We start from the raw sequence: 16579 nt of genomic DNA, 5'->3' as shown, positions 1-16579 counted from the left end.
TTTTTATTTGTTCTCGATTATGCCCTTGATTTTCTCGCAGACTTTCGATTCCACAACGGACTTGCAAAGTCCAATCATATTTTTAATGGCTACCGGACTTGATGCACCGTGGGCGATGATCACATTGCCATTGATTCCGATGATAGGGCTACCTCCGTATTTTTCATAATTCGTATTTTCGACAAATTCATTGGTCATCCCTTGGTCTTTCATGATGTTGTAAATGGATTCACCCATTTTTAACATGATGTTTCCCGTAAAACCGTCCGTCACAATTACGTCTGCTTTTCCCTTGAAGAAATCTTTTCCTTCAATATTACCTATAAAGTTAATGCTAGTATTGGCTTTTAATAAAGCGTGGGTCGCTTGGGCTAAAATAGAACCTTTTTGTTCTTCTTCACCGATGTTAATTAGTCCCACTCGAGGATTTTTGATGCCTGTAGTAGCTTCAAAATAAACTGAACCTAGTAAGGCAAATTGTTCCAACATTTCTGGCTTGCAATCTGCGTTGGCACCAATGTCCAACATGACAGCGTATTTCCCATTCGTTTGAGGAACAAAACCTGCAATGGCAGGTCTTTGGATACCTTCGATGGTTTTTACGGAGAACAAGGAACCAACCATCATGGCACCAGTATTACCAGCCGAAGCAAATACATCGGCTTTGCCCTCCTTTAAAAGACCAAACCCAATTCCGATGGAGGAATTGGGTTTTTGGGATAAAGCTCGGGTAGGGTGCTCACCCATTTCAATCACTTGATCTGCGTGAATGATTTGAATTTGCGTTCCAGAGTATTGATGCTCATCCAAAATGGTTTGAATGATATCACGAGGCCCTACTGCTAGAATTATTTCATTATTGGAAAGACTGGGAAGTGCTAAAAGGATACCCTCTAAAACTGCTTTTGGAGCAAAATCTCCACCCATCACGTCGACCGCTATTTTCATCTAATTATGTTTAATTACTAAAGCTTGAGGCAAAAATAGTATTAAATTTAGTCAAAAAATAGCATTTTAACGGGATATTTTCGCTTTTAGCAAAAATAAGTTCTTTTCCTTGATCAAAAGAAATAAGACTAAGAAGAATAACCTTCTACGATCATCTTTCCTTTGTAGAATAAGTTTCCTTCGTGAACGTGTGCACGGTGGAATAAATGAGTTTCTCCTGTTTGGCTATCCACAGATAATTGTCTTGGAGTGCTAAAATCGTGAGAACGTCTTTTGTCACGGCGTGTGGTTGAAATCTTTCTTTTAGGATGTGCCATTGTATGTAAATTGAATTAATTTCTAATTATTGTCTGTTAATTTTTTTAATGCTGCCCAGCGCGGATCCATGCTTTCTTCCTCTGTTTTAGGAATGTCTGCATCTTTCGCAGTGGTATATAAAAATTCATTTTCAGCTGATTCATCTTCCGGTTTAACAAACCGAGGATGCAATTTTTTCATAGGTACTTGCAAAGCTATGAAATCATATAAATCCTGCGATAAATTAAGTTTTGGCTCTTTTCTGTCAATTAAAAACAGATTATCACCCAAGTCTTCAAAATGATCCCCGTATTTGTAAATTAACTTTTCCTGAATATCAATGGGGAATTCAAATTCCTCATTGGATCGATCACAAATTAAATTTAAATGGCCTTTGATCTTCATCAAAACCTGAATCATCGTAGCAGATTTATTTAACTCAATTTCTGCTTGAAACTTGCCTTTTTGTACCCATTCCTGCTCAAAAGCCTCAAAAAAATCATTTCCGCCCTCAAAGCTATATCGGTACGACTTGTCTTCTAGGGAAATGATGGGTATCTGATAGGCATCCAATACTTTCATTGTCTCTCGGGTAAAAAGGATTGCAAAATTAGTCATTTTTTTGGAAACAGCAAGACCAAGCTGGAACAATTTGATAAAATCTTACGACCTTTGAATTCATGAATCAAATACCTGCTTCTATTCGTTCGTTTATTCGTGCTTGGCTTATCTTTGAAGTCATTGTTTGGGTATATGCCTTAGCCTTTTCTCGTTTTGATCAAATGCGATGGATAAATGAATATCACTCCTCCATTGGAGATCTTGTATTTCGTTTTTTCACCAGTTTAGCTGAAGTTTTTCTACCCTTACTCTTTGCTGTTTTTTTATTCTTTAAACAGCGAAAATGGGTTTTGCCATATTTAGGATCCTATTTACTTTCCACATTGATCACTCAAGCACTCAAGCATTTTGTTTTTGCTGGAAGCTTGCGACCGTTTGCCTATTTTAGAAATGAAAGTTATGATTGGTACACAGTTCCTGGGGTATTCATCAATGAATTCAATAGCATGCCCTCCGGACATACTGCAGCAGCTTGGTTTATGTTTTTCTGGATGGCAACGGCCAGTAAAAAGGCCCCATGGGGTGTTTTATTTGCCTTTTTGGCCGCTGGCGTAGCACTTTCTCGGGTTTACCTTTTTCAGCATTTCCCCATCGATACGGCTGTCGGGGCTATCATAGGTGTTTGTAGCTCAGCCTTGGTATATTATTTGACTATCTTTAAAAAATCGACTAATGAGTCTCTTCCTTCTGCGTAAACCTTATCTTTTTTGGTTCATCCTAGGTGCTGTCATTTATATTCCATTTTTGGGATCAAGTCATTTATTTGATTGGGATGAAATTAATTTTGCTGAGTCCGCTAGAGAAATGATTAAATCGGGCGACTACCTCAGTGTGCAAATCAATTTTATGCCTTTTTGGGAGAAGCCTCCTTTATTTATTTGGCTCCAAGCCTTAAGTTTTCAGTTTTTTGGCACTTTCACTGATTCTGCATGGACCAGCATGGAATTTGCCGCGCGCTTTCCTAATGCACTTATTGGAATTGCGACTCTTTTGACCTTATATCGAATTGGAGCCAAGCATTTTTCTCCCAAAATGGGGCATTTGTGGGCTTTTTCTTACCTAGCTGCTATTACACCCCATGTGTATGCTAGCTCTGGCATCATTGACCCTCTATTCAATCTCTTGATATTTTTGGGAGTCTACTACCTCATTCAGTCCTACTGGAAAAATTTTGCAGGAAAAGAATTATTGATTTCAGCCATTTTTATTGGTTTGGCTTTATTGACAAAAGGTCCCGTAGCTTTATTGATTTGGGGATTAACTGCTGTCGTGTATTTTTTATTGCATCGACATGAATGGAGCCGACTCATGTCTTGGTTGAAAGCTTTGACTTGGGTTAGCATCATCGCGATCCTTTTCTTTGTTTCTTGGTATGGAATCATCGCTTTGAAATTTGGCTCGGGAATTATTTCGGATTTTTTTGCCTATCAAATACGTTTATTAACCACCGGAGATGCAGGTCATGGCCAACCCTTCTATTACCATGCCTTGGTATTATTATTCGGTTGTTTCCCTATTTCTATTTGGGCAATTAGTCCACTAATTTCAAGAAAATCTGAGGTGAATTTAGCTACGAAGGAAGAGCGTGATTTAAGTGTTTGGTTCCGCATTCTATTTTGGGTAGTTCTGATTTTATTTAGTCTGGTCAAAACCAAAATCGTCCATTATTCATCCATGTGCTGGATCCCATTGAGTTTTTTTTCTGCTCGGGTTTTGTATGACTGGGTGTTGGGCTTCAGTACTTGGAAAAAATGGTACAGTGTAGGGCTTTTGGTGATCGGTCTACTTTTTTCTTTTATCTTATCTCTCGTTCCTTACATTGGGTCGCATTCCTTTGACTTTATTCCCATGATTCAGGACAAATTTGTTCAAGGGAATTTGCAGGCGCCAGTATACTGGTCGGGCTTTGAAATATTGATTGGTATTGCATTTGCTTTAGCTATCCTCTATTCTGTAGCTAGAAAAGGGGCTGTAAACGCCATGCGCATCCATTACTTAATGATTTCTAGCATTGTAATTATTATGCTGTATATGAGAATTGTAGTGCCAAAGATCGAGGGCTATACACAGGCAACGGTAATCGACTTTTACGAATCCAAAGTGGGGCAGAAGGTTTACATAGAAACCGTTGGTTTTAAATCATTTGCTCATCTCTTGTATTTTCAAAAACAAAGTGCTTCCCCAGATGGAGAAGCACTCTTGCAAATGAAACGTGTGGATAGACCCTGTTATTTCATCATGAAAAACGACGTAAATGATGCTATGAAATACCATCCTAACATCAGTTTTATGAAAGAAGAGAATGGATTTCTATTCTTTAAACACAAATAATTAGGCTAATTCTTTTTCAGTAAAGAAAAATGCTCCTTCTATGGCTGCATTTTCATCTGAATCTGAACCATGAATGGCATTGGATTCCAATGATCTAGCGAATTGTTTACGAATGGTACCTTCCGCAGCTTGAGCCGGATTGGTGGCACCAATTAGAGTGCGGAAATCTTCCACGGCATTTTCCTTTTCTAAGACCATAGGAATGATGGCTCCAGAACACATGTAATCACACAAACTTTGGAAGAATGGTCGCTCTGCATGAACGGCATAAAACTTACCAGCTTCCTCACTACTTAATTGTACTTTTTTAAGAGCAATGATTTTAAAACCCGCGGCCTCAATTTGCTGAATGATGGGCCCAGTGAATCCATCTGCAACAGCATCTGGCTTAATCATAGTAAAGGTGCGATTTGTAGGCATAGTAAAATTTTTATTCAAATTTATCTTTAACTTTGCGAACGCCCAAATTTATTATGGCGCATTATCAAATTTATGTCTTCCATTTCGGCGCTTCAAGCACAATTAAACTCTGGTACAAAGGCAGTCATCACGACACACTTTAACCCTGATTCAGATGCCATCGGCTCATCATTAGCCTGGCAAAATTATTTACTGCAACTTGGTTTAGAAGTAAGTGTCGTAGTTCCCTCGGCTGTTTCGGCCAACTTAAAATGGATGCCAGGTGCAGAGCATATTCTAAATTTTGAAGATACCTTACACAAGGTTCAAATTGAAGCCTTATTAAAAGAGGCTGAATTTATTTTTTGTTTGGACTTTTCAGGTTTACAACGTTTGCATGGTTTAAGTCATTCCATTAAGTCGGCTCGTGGTACCAAAGTGGTGATAGATCATCATTTAAATCCAGAAGATTTTGCCACTTATTATTATCACCGAACCACTGCTGCATCTACCTGTGAATTGATTTTTGATTTGATTCAAGAATGGGGAGATGATGCTCGCATCAATGAAGCTATGGGTTCATGCCTTTATTCTGGGATTATGACTGATACAGGTTCATTTAGACATCCAAACACCACAGCGCACGTGCATGAGGTAGTAGCTCAACTCATTCAAAAAGGAGTTAATACCAATGCTATTCACCGAAATATATTTGACTCGGCCAGCTTAGATCGTTTACGCTTTTTAGGACACATTTTAGCGAACCGCTTGGATTATTTGCCTGAATATCATTTGTCATTGATGTGGATCACGGAAGAAGATCAAAAACAATTTAATTCACAAGCAGGAGATACCGAAGGAATCGTAAATTATGGATTGCAGATTGCAGGAGCTATTTGGGCTATCTTATTGATACAGCGCCCGGATGGTATTAAATTATCTTTCCGTTCCATTGAACCATTTGCGGTGAATGAATTTGCTTCCAAGTATTTTGAAGGTGGTGGTCATAAAAATGCCTCAGGTGGTCGATTTTCTTCCAGCTCCATCGAAGGAGCGAAGGAAAAATTGCAAGAAGTGTTACCTTTGTATCTTTCTGAAATAAATCGAGTTAAAAATTTATAAACGAATCAATCTAAAACAATCCATAACAGACTTCGGTCTCAACAAAACAATCATGCGTAAACAACTCATTGGTCTTTTATCAGCAGTCGTATTTTTGTCTGCATGTAATCAAAACAAAGTCGAAGTTATTGACGGCGTTAAAATTCAATTTCACAGTCATGACGACAAAGCCAAAAAGCTGAAAGATGGAGACATCATTACTTTTGGATTAGTGATTAAAAATTCAACTGATTCTGTTTTACAGGATACATACAAAGAAGGAAAACCAGGTAAAGGAATGATCCAAGCGCCTAATAACGCCCCAGGTTCTTTTAAAGGTACTTTTGAAAATGGTTTACGTTTATTGGCTTTAGGAGATAGTGCTACAATTTTGGTGCCTATAGATAGCTTAACCAAAAACATTCAAGCACCACTTCCTCCATTCTTGAAGCCAGGTTCTGATTTGAAATACACCGTGAAAGTACTGAAAGTACAATCTCGTGCTGAATTTGAAAAAGAAATGGAAAAAGAAGCTGCTGTAAACAAGCAAGCGGCGGCTGGAAAATTAGCTCAAGAGCCTAAGGTTATAGCTGATTATGTAGCTAAATCGGGTAAAACTTTCCAGAAATCAGCTTCAGGTTTATATTATTCTATCCTTAGCCCAGGTGCTGGTGCATCGGCTAAAATGGGAGAGACTTGGACAGTAAATTACCGCGGTTCTTTCTTAGATGGCAAAGAATTTGATAAAGGTAGTGCAGCTGAAATGCCATTAGGTCAAATGATTCCTGGTTTTAACGAAGCGTTGACATTATTGAAAAAAGGAGGAAAAGGCGTGTTTGTGATACCTTCAGCTTTAGGATATGGAGATCAAGAGCGTGGTCCTATCCCAGCTAACTCCGTTTTGGTATTTGAAGTAGAATTATTGAACAAAAAATAAATGATAGGGGGATTTCGGTCCCCTTATTTCTTTTTTCATACGAATTCGGATGCTTATTCGTTTAGGATGGAATAAAATCGAGTGAATTAGTGAATGTATATGATGATGGTCAATCGAATGTTTGTTAGAATTAGTGCTTTTTTGGCTTTGACTTTGGGTTTGGGGGCTTGCTTAAGCAATGTGGAATTGGTGGATGAAATTAGAGCGAAAGAAAATCAAGCTCAGATTGCTTCTTATTTTTCTAAGCAAGGCCAAAGCCCAATTGCCATGGAAAATGGGGCTTATTATGTAGTCACTAAAAGTAATCCTACTGGAGAGTTGGCTACTAAAGGTGATACGCTTTCAGTGCATTATGAATTTGCGAATTTGGTAACAGGCCAAGTTTTGGATAGTACAGATCGTAAGTTAAATACGCCTTATGTTTACCGCTATGGATTTACGAATCCGGTATTTAGTCGGTTAATGGCTTTTGTTCGTGAAGGAGAACAAGCTGTGATGGCTTTGCCAGGAACGGCTCAAGATTTCCCTGGACTTCCAGCTTATACACCCATGACAGTATCCATTAAATCGTATAAGGTTCGTTCACAGACCGACAATATCAACGAGTTTATTGCTGCTAGAAAATACAATGTGACCGAGACTACAACAGAAGGTTTACGTTTTATTCAGCTAGTGAAAGGAACTGGAGAATTACCTGCTACAGGTAAAGTAGTTAAAATTAAATACACCGGTAGATTTCTAAATGGCTATGCTTTTGATGGAAATATGTTGAAAACAGACAGTCTATCTGTGACCATCGGTGGTACTCAAACGGTTCAAGGTTTTCAAAAAGGTATTGAAAAAATGCGTTTGGGAGAAAAGGCTATTTTAGTATTCCCTTCCACTTTAGGATATGGTCAAGCAGGTTCAGGAACCATACCTGGTTACACCCCTTTGATGTTCGAAGTATATTTAGCCAAAATTAATGACTAATAATCATGAATAGAAGTACATATTACCTAAGTTTAGTTTTCATCCTAGCGCTTTTCGGGTTTTCAAGTTGCAATTTTAATGCCATTGACCAACAAGTTGAAAATAACGATAGCGACATTCAGAAATACATTGCAAGCAATAAGTTAAATGCCCAGAAGTCTCCTGAAGGCATGTATTATTCCATTTTATCTGCTGGTACTTCAGGTAAACAGGCTAATTATACCGACTTAGTAAAATTTCATTATGTAATGACCTTGCTAAATGGTTCTAAAGTAGATTCTACTTCACGTATCTTAAATCAACCTAGGGCTTATGTAGCAGGAAGTTTTGAAAGCATCTTCACTCTACCCTTGCGTTATATGAAAGAAGGCGACAAGGGAGTATTTATTTTGCCAGCTAATTTAGCCTTTGGTGGTAGTTCATATGGTAATGGATTAATTCCAGCATTCTCAGTCATTAAAATTGATATCGAGTTAATTTCCATTCAATCAGAAAATCAGGTGATTGAAGAAATGAAGAAAACCTACAATGTCAATAATCCGGAGGTTACACCTACAGGTTTGATTTTCCAAAAGACGATTTCCAATCCTACAGGTAAAGCACTGACACCTACGCAAACTTATTTGATTAATTACACAGGTCGTTTAGGTTTTAGTTATTTGAAATTAGATGCGGCTGGTAAAGTGATTTATGATCCAATTTTTGATTCTCGTACAGGGGCTTCCATGTTAGTAGGTGCTGGGCAGCTTATTTCTGGTTTTGACGAGGGAATTATGAAGTTGAAGATGGGAGAAAAAGCCATCATTATCCTGCCATCTAAATTAGGATATGGAGCTAATAATCAGGGTTCCATTCCAGCAAATTCACCTTTGTGTTTTGAAATAGAGGTTCCCATTCAATAAGTTCATGCTACCTATCTTGTATCTAGCGACCCAAAATCTCCATAAAGTAGAAGAGATTGCGGCCTTATTGGCAGGTCAGTTTGAAGTTAGAACGGTACAAGACTTAGGACTCCAAGAAGAAATTCCAGAAACTGGAAGTACTTTGGAAGAGAATTCTTTACAGAAGGCTCAATTCATTGCAGATCGCTATCAGGTTACCTGTCTATCAGATGATTCAGGCTTAGAAGTAGAAGCCCTAGGAGGTGCTCCTGGTGTGTATTCTGCAAGATATGCGGGAGAACCCAAAAACGATCAAAAAAATCTAGATTTACTATTGCACAATTTGAGATCGGAAAATCATCGAAATGCTCGATTTGTAACGATTTTAACCTACCATACTGAAGGAAAGTACATTCAGTTTGAGGGTGAAATAAAGGGTAATATCACAATGGAAGCAAGAGGTAGCTCTGGTTTTGGATATGATCCAGTTTTTCAGCCTCAAGATTCCACAAGGACATTTGCTGAAATGACCTTACATGAAAAAAATCAAATGGCTCATCGAGCTCGTGCTTTACAAAAATTCAAAACATTTGTCGACGAAAGTCGAAAATCTCACGACAAATAGTAGTATTGTTCCAATCAATCTGTATTTTTGTTTTTAGTATCATATAAGCTTTAACCTTGTTCAACGGTAGATTAATGAATTGGAGCAGTCGTGTTTTTTTGGCTCTGCTGATTCTTTTGGTGGGTGTACATTGGGCTCAGGCGCAATTTGTGATCAAGGGAAGAGTGACAGATGCTTCTAATGGTGATCCGGTGCCCTTTGCCTCTGTTGGCTTAGTGGGTGTGAATCTAGGAACAACCACCAATTTTCAGGGAGAGTACACTTTTCATTCTAAAGTTTTAACGGATTCCCTTTTTGTATCCTTTGTAGGATATAAAAAACGAGTCAAATTCATTGACAAAAAGAAAGCATTCCAAGAAGTTGATTTTCAAATGGACCCTGCACAAAGGGCTTTACAAGAGGTTGTTGTGTATTCAGGTGAGAATCCAGCCTTCAAAATATTACGACAAGTAGTCAAACAACGCGATGTAAATGATCGCAATAAATTGACGGCTTATGAGTACGATTCGTATACCAAAATGGAACTTGATGTGGATAACATTTCAGAGAAATTGAGGAATTCGAAAATCATGAAGGAGATTGAATCTTCCATAAAGAAGTTTGAGAAAGAAGCTGGTGAGGATGGAAAGCCCGTAATTCCCACCTATATCTCTGAATCCATAGGTAAATTTTATTATCGAGAGTCGCCCAAACGAAAGAAAGAGAAGATTCTAAAGACCAACATAAAAGGTGTTGGGGTTCAGGATGGAGGCTTTATTTCGCAATTGGTTGGAGGGAACTTGATAGCTAATTATAATTTCTATCAAAATTATGTACCTTTTTTTGGTAAGGATTTTGCTAGTCCAATCGGAGACAATTGGAAAGGAAATTATAAGTATTTTCTTGGGGATACGGTTAATTTGGATGGTCATGTTTGCTACCAATTGGATTTTGACCCCAAAAATCCTCAGGACTTAGTATTTACTGGTCAAATGTGGATAGATACCACTAGTTTTGCTTTGGTTCAGATTGATGCGGCGATTGATAAGCAAGCTAATTTGAATTTCATCGACAAGATTAAAATATCTCAGGAATTAGAGCAGGTTGCCGAAGGTGCTTGGTTACCTTCTAGAACTCGATTTTTGATTGATATTGAAGAATTGACTAAAGGCTCAGCCGGGATGTTATTGAAGATGTATATATCCAATAAGGGCTTTGTGGTCAATCAACCTAAACCTTTGGAATTTTATGATTTAACATCTGAAGTGGCTGAAGATGCTAAAGAACCTGATCCTGAGTTTTGGAAGCATGCTCGCTATGAGCCATTGAGCCGACAGGATTTAACGGCATTTGCCTTGATTGATTCAGTGAAGAATTTACCTATCGTGCGAACCTATGTGGAAATTGCGGAGATAGCACTGAGTGGATATAAGAAATTTAATGACATTGAGGTAGGGCCTTATCTGAGTAGTGTTGCAGTCAATCGATTAGAAGGAGCGCGATTTAGATTGGGTTTTAGAACCAATTCTAATTTTGATAAGCATTGGATATTGCGAGGTAATGTAGGATTTGGTACCAAAGATTTGGTGCCTAAATATTCAATTGAAGTCAATTATTTATTCTCAAAAGCCAAATGGACTATTGCTGGTTTGCGACATTCCTATGACATTGAGCGGGTTGGTTTAACACCTGAATTGATTGGAGATAATCGATTGTTTTATGCCTTCACACGTTGGGGGGCCTTTTCTGGAGCCTTTTTCAGAAGGGAAAGCGAAGCCTTTTTCAGTACGGAAGTAACCAAAGGTTTGAGTTTTACGGCTCAAATGAATACACGTTCTTTTGATCCCTTATTTAGATTTCAATATCGCTTAAATCCTGAGTTGGGAAACGCTTCTCCTGTGCAGGATTATTACCAAGAATCATTTGTAACCTTAGAAGCTAGATTTGCCAAAGGGGAAACCTTTATAATGAATGGTAATGAACGCATTACCCTAGCAACAAAACGAATTCCTGTTGTGACATTCCGTTATCAAAGAGGATTCAAAGGCTTTTTGGGAGGAGATTTTGATTATGAGCGTTTTACCTTGAAAGCCTATCAAACATTCAGATTAGGAACTTTTGGTAGGTCTGATTATACCCTTTCTTTAGGGTATACACCCTCCAATTTACCTGCACCCTTGTTATTCCCTCATTTAGGAAATGAGACCTTATTCTTTGTGAGAAGTGCTTTCTCTACTATGAATTATTTTGAGTTTGTAAGTGATCAATTCGTTTCATTACAATACAATCATAATTTTGAAGGATTATTGTTCAACCGGATTCCATTAATTAAGAAATTGAAATGGAGATTTATTGCTAGTGGTAACTTACTTTGGGGAAGTCAAAGAAAGGAAAACAAGGATATCATGAAGGATGTAAATAATCCGTTGAAATCGAAGTTTTTAGATATGTATTCTTTTGATTCTTTGAACCCCAACGTACCTTATGCGGAAGTGGGTTATGGAATAGATAATATTTTTAAATTATTTAGGATTCAAGCATTCCATCGACTGTCATATATGGACCATGGTTCACCCAAGGCTTTTCGCTTGATGGCTTCTGTTAATTTCTCATTTTAACCTTTTTTGGTATATTATTAAGATGAAAATTTAAACATTTCAAGAATGTTTTTAATCTTCTTGATTTTGGCTTTTAGCCCCCCTATATTTGGGTTCAGCGCCTTTTCTAAATTATGGTGACCTTTAATATTATTATGATTTTAATTCTCATTGGGCTTTGTTTATTGAGCTATATTTTGGGCTCAATTCCAACGGCTATTTGGTATGGTGAAGCCTATCATGGGGTGGACATCCGTACCTTAGGAAGTGGGAATGCTGGGGCGACTAATACCTTCCGAGTTTTAGGAAAAAAGGCGGGAAGCATCGTACTATTTGTGGATGCATTTAAGGGTTTTTTGGCAACATCTCTTTCTACTTTCTTGTTTTACCTTCATTTGATCGATTGGCAAACATGTGTTTCACTGAAAATTGTATTTGGATTTTTGGCTGTTTTAGGGCATTTATTGCCGGTTTTCTGTGATTTTAAAGGAGGTAAAGGGGTTGCTACTTTGATGGGTATGGTGTTGGCCTTGCATCCTGAAGCTGCATTGGTGAGTATTGCCGTATTTCTATTTGTATTTTATGTTTCGAATTACGTTTCCTTAGGATCCATGGTTGCATCCTTGGTTTTCCCTTTCTTAATGGTCTTTAAAGTGTTTGGGGAGGAATTCCCAATTTTGATTTATTTCGGTTTTATTGTCGCCTCTTTGGTGATTTTTATGCACCGTAAGAATATTGCACGCATCCTTCAGGGTACTGAAAATCGGATGTATCTAATCCCTCGAAAGAAACAATCCTAAGTCGTTTTTTTTTATCTTTGTGCGTGGATGATTTAATCCCATTCGCCTCTCGATATGAAAAAAACACAAGCTTATATTCAAGCTAATCAACAACGATTTTTAGAAGAATTACTCGATTTATTACGTATTCCGTCTATCTCTGCGGATCCGGCTTATGCTGGTGATGTAAGGAGAGCAGCGGAATATATTGCTAATAATTTGCGACAGTCTGGTGCTGAGCAGGTTCGCTTGGAAGAAACAGCTGGTTTTCCTGTGGTTTATGGAGAAAAGATTGTGGATCCCAATGCCCCTACTGTTTTAGTTTATGGTCACTATGATGTGCAACCAGCAGACCCTTTAGAATTATGGGAAAGTCCTCCTTTTGAGCCAGTTATCAAAGATGAAATTATATATGCTCGAGGTTCATGCGACGATAAAGGTCAGGTTTTCATGCATGTGAAAGCTTTTGAGGCTATGTTGGCTACCGATAACTTACCTTGTAATATCAAGTTTATGATAGAAGGAGAGGAAGAAATTGGTTCCAATAATTTGGCCATTTTTGTCGCTAATAACAAAGAATTACTTCAAGCAGATGTGATTTTGATTTCAGATACGGCCATTATTGCCAATGATATCCCGTCTATTGATGTGGGATTAAGAGGATTAAGTTATTTGGAAGTTACGGTACAAGGACCCAACCGCGATTTACATTCAGGAGTTTATGGTGGAGCGGTAGCTAATCCCATCAATATTTTGTGTGAGATGATAGCATCCATGCACGATGAATTTAATCAAATTACGATTCCCGGATTTTATGATGCAGTTCAAGAGTTAAGTGCTTCAGACAGGGCCGCTATGGCCCAGACACCATTTGATTTGGATGCCTATCAAAAAGATTTGGGAATAGCTTCGGTTCATGGAGAAAAAGGATATTCTACATTAGAGCGAGCATCCATTCGTCCAACTTTGGATGTGAATGGAATATGGGGAGGATATATTGGAGAAGGAGCAAAAACAGTATTACCATCTCTGGCTCATGCCAAGATTTCCATGCGTTTGGTTCCGAATCAAAGTTCAGAAAAAATTACTCAATTGTTTACAGATCATTTTAAATCCATTGCTCCTAAAGGGGTGAAGGTCACCGTGACTCCTCATCATGGGGGAGAAGCCTATGTGATGCCAACGGATACTATTGCTTATCAAGCAGCGTCCAAGGCTCTAACGGATACATTTGGGAAAGAACCTGTACCTACACGAGGTGGAGGAAGTATTCCAGTTCCTACTGTGTTTGAAAAAGAGTTGGGAATTAAGTCGGTTTTGATGGGATTTGGTTTGGATTCAGATGCTATACATTCACCGAATGAGCACTTTGGATTGTTTAATTTTTATAAGGGAATTGAAACTATCCCACACTTTTTTAAGCACTTTTACGCACTTTCTTCAAAATAATGACTGAGAATTTAAGTAAGCTAGCAACTGAATCTGATTCCAAGTATTTGGATTTGGATAAACAGTCCGTAGATACCATTCTACGACAAATCAATGCCGAAGATAAGACAGTTCCTTATTCGGTAGAAAAGGTGATTCCACAAATAGAAAAAGTAGTAGAACAGGTTGTTGCCCGCATGGAAAAAGGGGGAAGGTTGTTTTACATTGGTGCTGGAACGAGTGGTCGATTGGGTGTTGTAGATGCTTCTGAGTGCCCACCCACCTATGGGGTTCCTCATGATTGGGTCATTGGATTGATTGCTGGAGGAGATGGTGCTATTCGTAAGGCGGTGGAAAATGCCGAAGACGATGAACAGCAAGCCTGGTTGGATATGAAGGCCTATGATATCGATGAAAACGATGCAGTGATTGGAATTGCGGCTTCTGGTAGGACACCCTACGTTATTGGAGGATTGAGAGATGCTAATGCCCATGGAGTATTAACTGCTTGTATCGTATGCAATGAAGGTAGTTTAATTGCCAAGGAGGCCCAATTTCCTATTGAAGTAGTAGTAGGTCCAGAATATGTAACGGGAAGTACTCGAATGAAATCAGGAACTGCTCAGAAATTGGTGTTGAATATGATATCTACGGCAGTGATGATTCGTTTGGGACGTGTTAGAGGAAATAAAATGGTGGACATGGCGTTAAGTAACCACAAATTAGTGTTGAGAGCTATTCGAATGGTGAAAGAAGCTACGGGAGTTTCTGAAGATAAAGCTTCTGAATTATTGGATCAGCATGGAAGTGTAAGAGCAGCGGTGGATGCCTTTCATGCTTCTATTTAATAAAAAGGGAGAAATATGCGTAGGAGCATATAGAAAATAACGTTTTAATCCCTTATTTTGCGAACAATTAAACATTCAATCAAAATGAAAAAAATATCAAAATTTATTTTGGCTGTAACTTTAGGAACATTTGCATTTGGTTTCCAAGCTAATGCAGAAGATTTTCCTGCTGATATCAAGCCATTAATGCAAAAATATACTTGCTTTGCTTGCCATAAGGTAGATGCACGTTTAGTTGGTCCGGCTTACACGGATGTGGCTAAGAAAAAGTATAGCAATGCAAAAATTGTAGAATTAATCGCGAATCCAAAGCCGGAAAACTGGCCAGGTTATCCACCAATGATGGCATTGAAAAATGTGCCTAAGGCGGATGCCATGAAGATTGCTTCTTGGATCAACTCGTTGAAATAAATCAAAAAAAAATCCCGATTTAATCGGGATTTTTTTTATTATACTCTAGCGACTTATTTAGTCGCTTTTGTTTTTTTAGGAGCTTTGACTGCTTTTTCTTCTGTTGCTTCTTTGGCAGCTTTAGGGGCTTTTGCTGCTTTTTCAGCTTTTGGCTCAACAGCAGCAGGAGCAGCTTGGAACATATCAGGAGTATTATTAACCAAAATCAAATACCAAGAAAGGATTTTTTTGATATCGGAAGCATATACACGGTCTGAATCGTAATTCGGGACAATACTAGCCAATAAGCCAAATAATTCGGCATCACTCGCTTTTTTAGGTTCAATGTTCAAAGAACCTTGGCATACGGAATGAATTAATTGAAATAAGTCACCCAGAGGCAATGTACTGTCTTGATGATCGTCAAGGTACAATGAAATGTCCTTTAAAACCGAGATACGAGTTTGACCGCTAACAACGGACTTTTGCTTTAGAGCATCTAATGTTTCTACAATAACCCCAGTACGTGTGGGTTTCAATACTCTAAATAATCCGCTTTTGCCTGAGATGTGGGCAATTTCATTTAATAATTCCATGATTGATGTTTAATTCGGTCGCAAAAATATTAAGATTTCCTTGATTTATAGGGAGATGAGTCAATTAATTCCTGAATACTGGCTAAGATTTCTTCTCTACCTTGGTGTTTTTCTGCAGACGTGATAAACATTTTTGGTAAGGCTTCCCAAGATTGTAATAAAAACTCCTGGTAATGCTTGAAATTATCATCGACCTGTTTTTGAGATAATTTATCGGCCTTAGTAAATACAATATAAAAAGGGATTTGCTCTTCGGCCATTCGTTCCATGAAGGCAATATCTACAGGTTGAGGCTTTAATCGTAAGTCAACTAATAAAAATAAACAAGTCAGGCTTTTGCGATTGATCAAGTAATCCAAAATCATTTTTTCGAATTCCTTTCTCTTTTCTTTACTTACTTGGGCGTAACCATAGCCAGGTAAATCCACAAGATACCAGTTGTCGTTAATCAAAAAATGATTGATTAACTGCGTTTTACCTGGGGTTTGAGAAGTTTTAGCTAGTTTTTTATGAAAAGTAATGGAGTTGATTAAAGATGATTTCCCCACATTAGAACGCCCAATAAAGGCAAATTCTGGGTATTTGTCTGGGGGACATTTTAAGTAATCTGTATTACTGGTGATGAATTGAGCACTAATTACCTGCATAAGGAACATTTTAAAGAGACACAAAGATACGAGGTTATTAGTTATAAGGTAGTAGTGTTTAGTTATTAGTGGAGTATGTCTTGTCCTGATATAGGTTGACAGTTGGGTTTATTAATAACTCATTGTAAATATAGTTTAAGCTGCATATAAATCAACTGGCATTTTCATTTTTAAAGCTAAATGCGGTCTTACTTCATTGTAGG

The 16579-nt window shown here is 38.0% G+C and carries 18 protein-coding genes; 12 read left to right on the top strand and 6 right to left on the bottom strand.

All coding sequences use genetic code 11. From position 1 onward, the window contains the following. Window positions 1-3: 3 nt before the first annotated feature. The 3 genes from plsX to G9H60_RS03725 form a co-directional block, all read right to left on the bottom strand. Window positions 4-948 (bottom strand): phosphate acyltransferase PlsX, encoded by a 945-nt coding sequence (gene plsX, locus G9H60_RS03735; protein ID WP_223142781.1) that lies wholly within the window; start codon window positions 946-948, stop codon window positions 4-6. Window positions 949-1076: 128 nt separating this feature from the next. Continuing rightward, window positions 1077-1265: a 50S ribosomal protein L32 gene (rpmF, locus tag G9H60_RS03730; protein ID WP_109322243.1), complete on the bottom strand. Its 189-nt coding sequence runs from the start codon at window positions 1263-1265 to the stop codon at window positions 1077-1079. 22 nt (window positions 1266-1287) lie between these two features. Beyond that, the gene (locus G9H60_RS03725; RefSeq protein ID WP_223142780.1) at window positions 1288-1863 is read right to left on the bottom strand and encodes a YceD family protein; all 576 of its coding nucleotides are present in this window, start codon (window positions 1861-1863) and stop codon (window positions 1288-1290) included. A gap of 62 nt (window positions 1864-1925) precedes the next feature. Between G9H60_RS03725 and G9H60_RS03720 the strand changes: the two genes are divergently transcribed. Next, window positions 1926-2561: a phosphatase PAP2 family protein gene (locus tag G9H60_RS03720; protein ID WP_223142779.1), complete on the top strand. Its 636-nt coding sequence runs from the start codon at window positions 1926-1928 to the stop codon at window positions 2559-2561. Continuing rightward, complete coding sequence (locus G9H60_RS03715) at window positions 2539-4197, top strand: ArnT family glycosyltransferase (RefSeq protein ID WP_223142778.1); 1659 nt, start codon at window positions 2539-2541, stop codon at window positions 4195-4197. Before G9H60_RS03720 ends, G9H60_RS03715 begins: the two co-directional genes overlap by 23 nt. Here the strand turns inward: G9H60_RS03715 and G9H60_RS03710 are convergent, their stop codons facing one another. Next, a complete protein-coding gene (locus tag G9H60_RS03710; RefSeq protein ID WP_223142777.1) occupies window positions 4198-4617 on the bottom strand; it encodes a nucleoside-diphosphate kinase in 420 nt (139 codons plus the stop codon). Window positions 4618-4689: 72 nt separating this feature from the next. On the opposite strand from G9H60_RS03710, the gene G9H60_RS03705 reads away from it, so the two are divergent. The 10 genes from G9H60_RS03705 to G9H60_RS03660 all read left to right on the top strand — a co-directional run bounded on the left by G9H60_RS03705 (window position 4690) and on the right by G9H60_RS03660 (window position 15154). Beyond that, complete coding sequence (locus G9H60_RS03705; protein WP_223142776.1) at window positions 4690-5718, top strand: DHH family phosphoesterase; 1029 nt, start codon at window positions 4690-4692, stop codon at window positions 5716-5718. A 52-nt stretch (window positions 5719-5770) separates the two neighbouring features. After that, the gene (locus tag G9H60_RS03700) at window positions 5771-6634 is read left to right on the top strand and encodes an FKBP-type peptidyl-prolyl cis-trans isomerase (RefSeq protein WP_223142775.1); all 864 of its coding nucleotides are present in this window, start codon (window positions 5771-5773) and stop codon (window positions 6632-6634) included. Window positions 6635-6751: 117 nt separating this feature from the next. Beyond that, window positions 6752-7606 (top strand): FKBP-type peptidyl-prolyl cis-trans isomerase, encoded by an 855-nt coding sequence (locus G9H60_RS03695; RefSeq protein ID WP_223142774.1) that lies wholly within the window; start codon window positions 6752-6754, stop codon window positions 7604-7606. A gap of 5 nt (window positions 7607-7611) precedes the next feature. Further along, window positions 7612-8508 (top strand): FKBP-type peptidyl-prolyl cis-trans isomerase, encoded by an 897-nt coding sequence (locus G9H60_RS03690; protein ID WP_223142773.1) that lies wholly within the window; start codon window positions 7612-7614, stop codon window positions 8506-8508. A gap of 4 nt (window positions 8509-8512) precedes the next feature. Beyond that, a complete protein-coding gene (rdgB, locus tag G9H60_RS03685; protein ID WP_223142772.1) occupies window positions 8513-9112 on the top strand; it encodes an RdgB/HAM1 family non-canonical purine NTP pyrophosphatase in 600 nt (199 codons plus the stop codon). A 74-nt stretch (window positions 9113-9186) separates the two neighbouring features. Beyond that, the gene (locus tag G9H60_RS03680) at window positions 9187-11709 is read left to right on the top strand and encodes a DUF5686 and carboxypeptidase-like regulatory domain-containing protein (protein ID WP_223142771.1); all 2523 of its coding nucleotides are present in this window, start codon (window positions 9187-9189) and stop codon (window positions 11707-11709) included. A gap of 134 nt (window positions 11710-11843) precedes the next feature. Further along, window positions 11844-12488, top strand: a complete 645-nt coding sequence (gene plsY / locus G9H60_RS03675; RefSeq protein ID WP_223142770.1) for a glycerol-3-phosphate 1-O-acyltransferase PlsY — start codon at window positions 11844-11846, stop codon at window positions 12486-12488. 54 nt (window positions 12489-12542) lie between these two features. After that, window positions 12543-13916 carry a dipeptidase gene (locus G9H60_RS03670; protein WP_223142769.1) on the top strand — a complete coding sequence of 458 codons (1374 nt, stop codon included), beginning with the start codon at window positions 12543-12545 and terminating at the stop codon, window positions 13914-13916. Then, window positions 13916-14743, top strand: a complete 828-nt coding sequence (gene murQ, locus G9H60_RS03665; RefSeq protein ID WP_223142768.1) for an N-acetylmuramic acid 6-phosphate etherase — start codon at window positions 13916-13918, stop codon at window positions 14741-14743. The genes G9H60_RS03670 and murQ overlap by 1 nt, the downstream gene beginning before the upstream one ends. A gap of 84 nt (window positions 14744-14827) precedes the next feature. Then, on the top strand, window positions 14828-15154 hold the full coding sequence (locus tag G9H60_RS03660) for a c-type cytochrome (protein WP_109322256.1): 327 nt from the start codon (window positions 14828-14830) through the stop codon (window positions 15152-15154). 53 nt (window positions 15155-15207) lie between these two features. On the opposite strand, the gene G9H60_RS03655 is transcribed toward G9H60_RS03660, so the two are convergent. Together G9H60_RS03655 and yihA are read right to left on the bottom strand one after the other, a co-directional pair. Further along, window positions 15208-15729: a DUF5606 family protein gene (locus G9H60_RS03655; RefSeq protein ID WP_223142767.1), complete on the bottom strand. Its 522-nt coding sequence runs from the start codon at window positions 15727-15729 to the stop codon at window positions 15208-15210. A gap of 29 nt (window positions 15730-15758) precedes the next feature. Then, the gene (gene yihA / locus G9H60_RS03650) at window positions 15759-16376 is read right to left on the bottom strand and encodes a ribosome biogenesis GTP-binding protein YihA/YsxC (RefSeq protein ID WP_223142766.1); all 618 of its coding nucleotides are present in this window, start codon (window positions 16374-16376) and stop codon (window positions 15759-15761) included. Window positions 16377-16579: the final 203 nt, after the last annotated feature.

Origin of the sequence: Aquirufa aurantiipilula, from assembly GCF_019923745.1 — a bacterium.
GTDB classification, from domain to species: Bacteria; Bacteroidota; Bacteroidia; order Cytophagales; family Spirosomataceae; genus Aquirufa; species Aquirufa aurantiipilula.
This window is presented reverse-complemented; position numbering and strand designations above follow the sequence as displayed.

Excerpts from the sequence above, each read along its gene's own strand:
- plsY (WP_223142770.1), top strand. The coding sequence starts at position 11,844 with ATGATTTTAATTCTCATTGGGCTTTGTTTATTGAGCTATATTTTGGGC.
- plsX (WP_223142781.1), bottom strand. The coding sequence starts at position 948 with ATGAAAATAGCGGTCGACGTGATGGGTGGAGATTTTGCTCCAAAAGCA.
- G9H60_RS03695 (WP_223142774.1), top strand. The coding sequence starts at position 6,752 with ATGTTTGTTAGAATTAGTGCTTTTTTGGCTTTGACTTTGGGTTTGGGG.
- G9H60_RS03700 (WP_223142775.1), top strand. The coding sequence starts at position 5,771 with ATGCGTAAACAACTCATTGGTCTTTTATCAGCAGTCGTATTTTTGTCT.
- G9H60_RS03705 (WP_223142776.1), top strand. The coding sequence starts at position 4,690 with ATGTCTTCCATTTCGGCGCTTCAAGCACAATTAAACTCTGGTACAAAG.
- G9H60_RS03710 (WP_223142777.1), bottom strand. The coding sequence starts at position 4,617 with ATGCCTACAAATCGCACCTTTACTATGATTAAGCCAGATGCTGTTGCA.
- G9H60_RS03670 (WP_223142769.1), top strand. The coding sequence starts at position 12,543 with ATGAAAAAAACACAAGCTTATATTCAAGCTAATCAACAACGATTTTTA.
- rdgB (WP_223142772.1), top strand. The coding sequence starts at position 8,513 with ATGCTACCTATCTTGTATCTAGCGACCCAAAATCTCCATAAAGTAGAA.
- yihA (WP_223142766.1), bottom strand. The coding sequence starts at position 16,376 with ATGCAGGTAATTAGTGCTCAATTCATCACCAGTAATACAGATTACTTA.
- G9H60_RS03715 (WP_223142778.1), top strand. The coding sequence starts at position 2,539 with ATGAGTCTCTTCCTTCTGCGTAAACCTTATCTTTTTTGGTTCATCCTA.
- G9H60_RS03720 (WP_223142779.1), top strand. The coding sequence starts at position 1,926 with ATGAATCAAATACCTGCTTCTATTCGTTCGTTTATTCGTGCTTGGCTT.
- murQ (WP_223142768.1), top strand. The coding sequence starts at position 13,916 with ATGACTGAGAATTTAAGTAAGCTAGCAACTGAATCTGATTCCAAGTAT.
- G9H60_RS03655 (WP_223142767.1), bottom strand. The coding sequence starts at position 15,729 with ATGGAATTATTAAATGAAATTGCCCACATCTCAGGCAAAAGCGGATTA.
- rpmF (WP_109322243.1), bottom strand. The coding sequence starts at position 1,265 with ATGGCACATCCTAAAAGAAAGATTTCAACCACACGCCGTGACAAAAGA.
- G9H60_RS03680 (WP_223142771.1), top strand. The coding sequence starts at position 9,187 with ATGAATTGGAGCAGTCGTGTTTTTTTGGCTCTGCTGATTCTTTTGGTG.
- G9H60_RS03725 (WP_223142780.1), bottom strand. The coding sequence starts at position 1,863 with ATGACTAATTTTGCAATCCTTTTTACCCGAGAGACAATGAAAGTATTG.
- G9H60_RS03660 (WP_109322256.1), top strand. The coding sequence starts at position 14,828 with ATGAAAAAAATATCAAAATTTATTTTGGCTGTAACTTTAGGAACATTT.
- G9H60_RS03690 (WP_223142773.1), top strand. The coding sequence starts at position 7,612 with ATGAATAGAAGTACATATTACCTAAGTTTAGTTTTCATCCTAGCGCTT.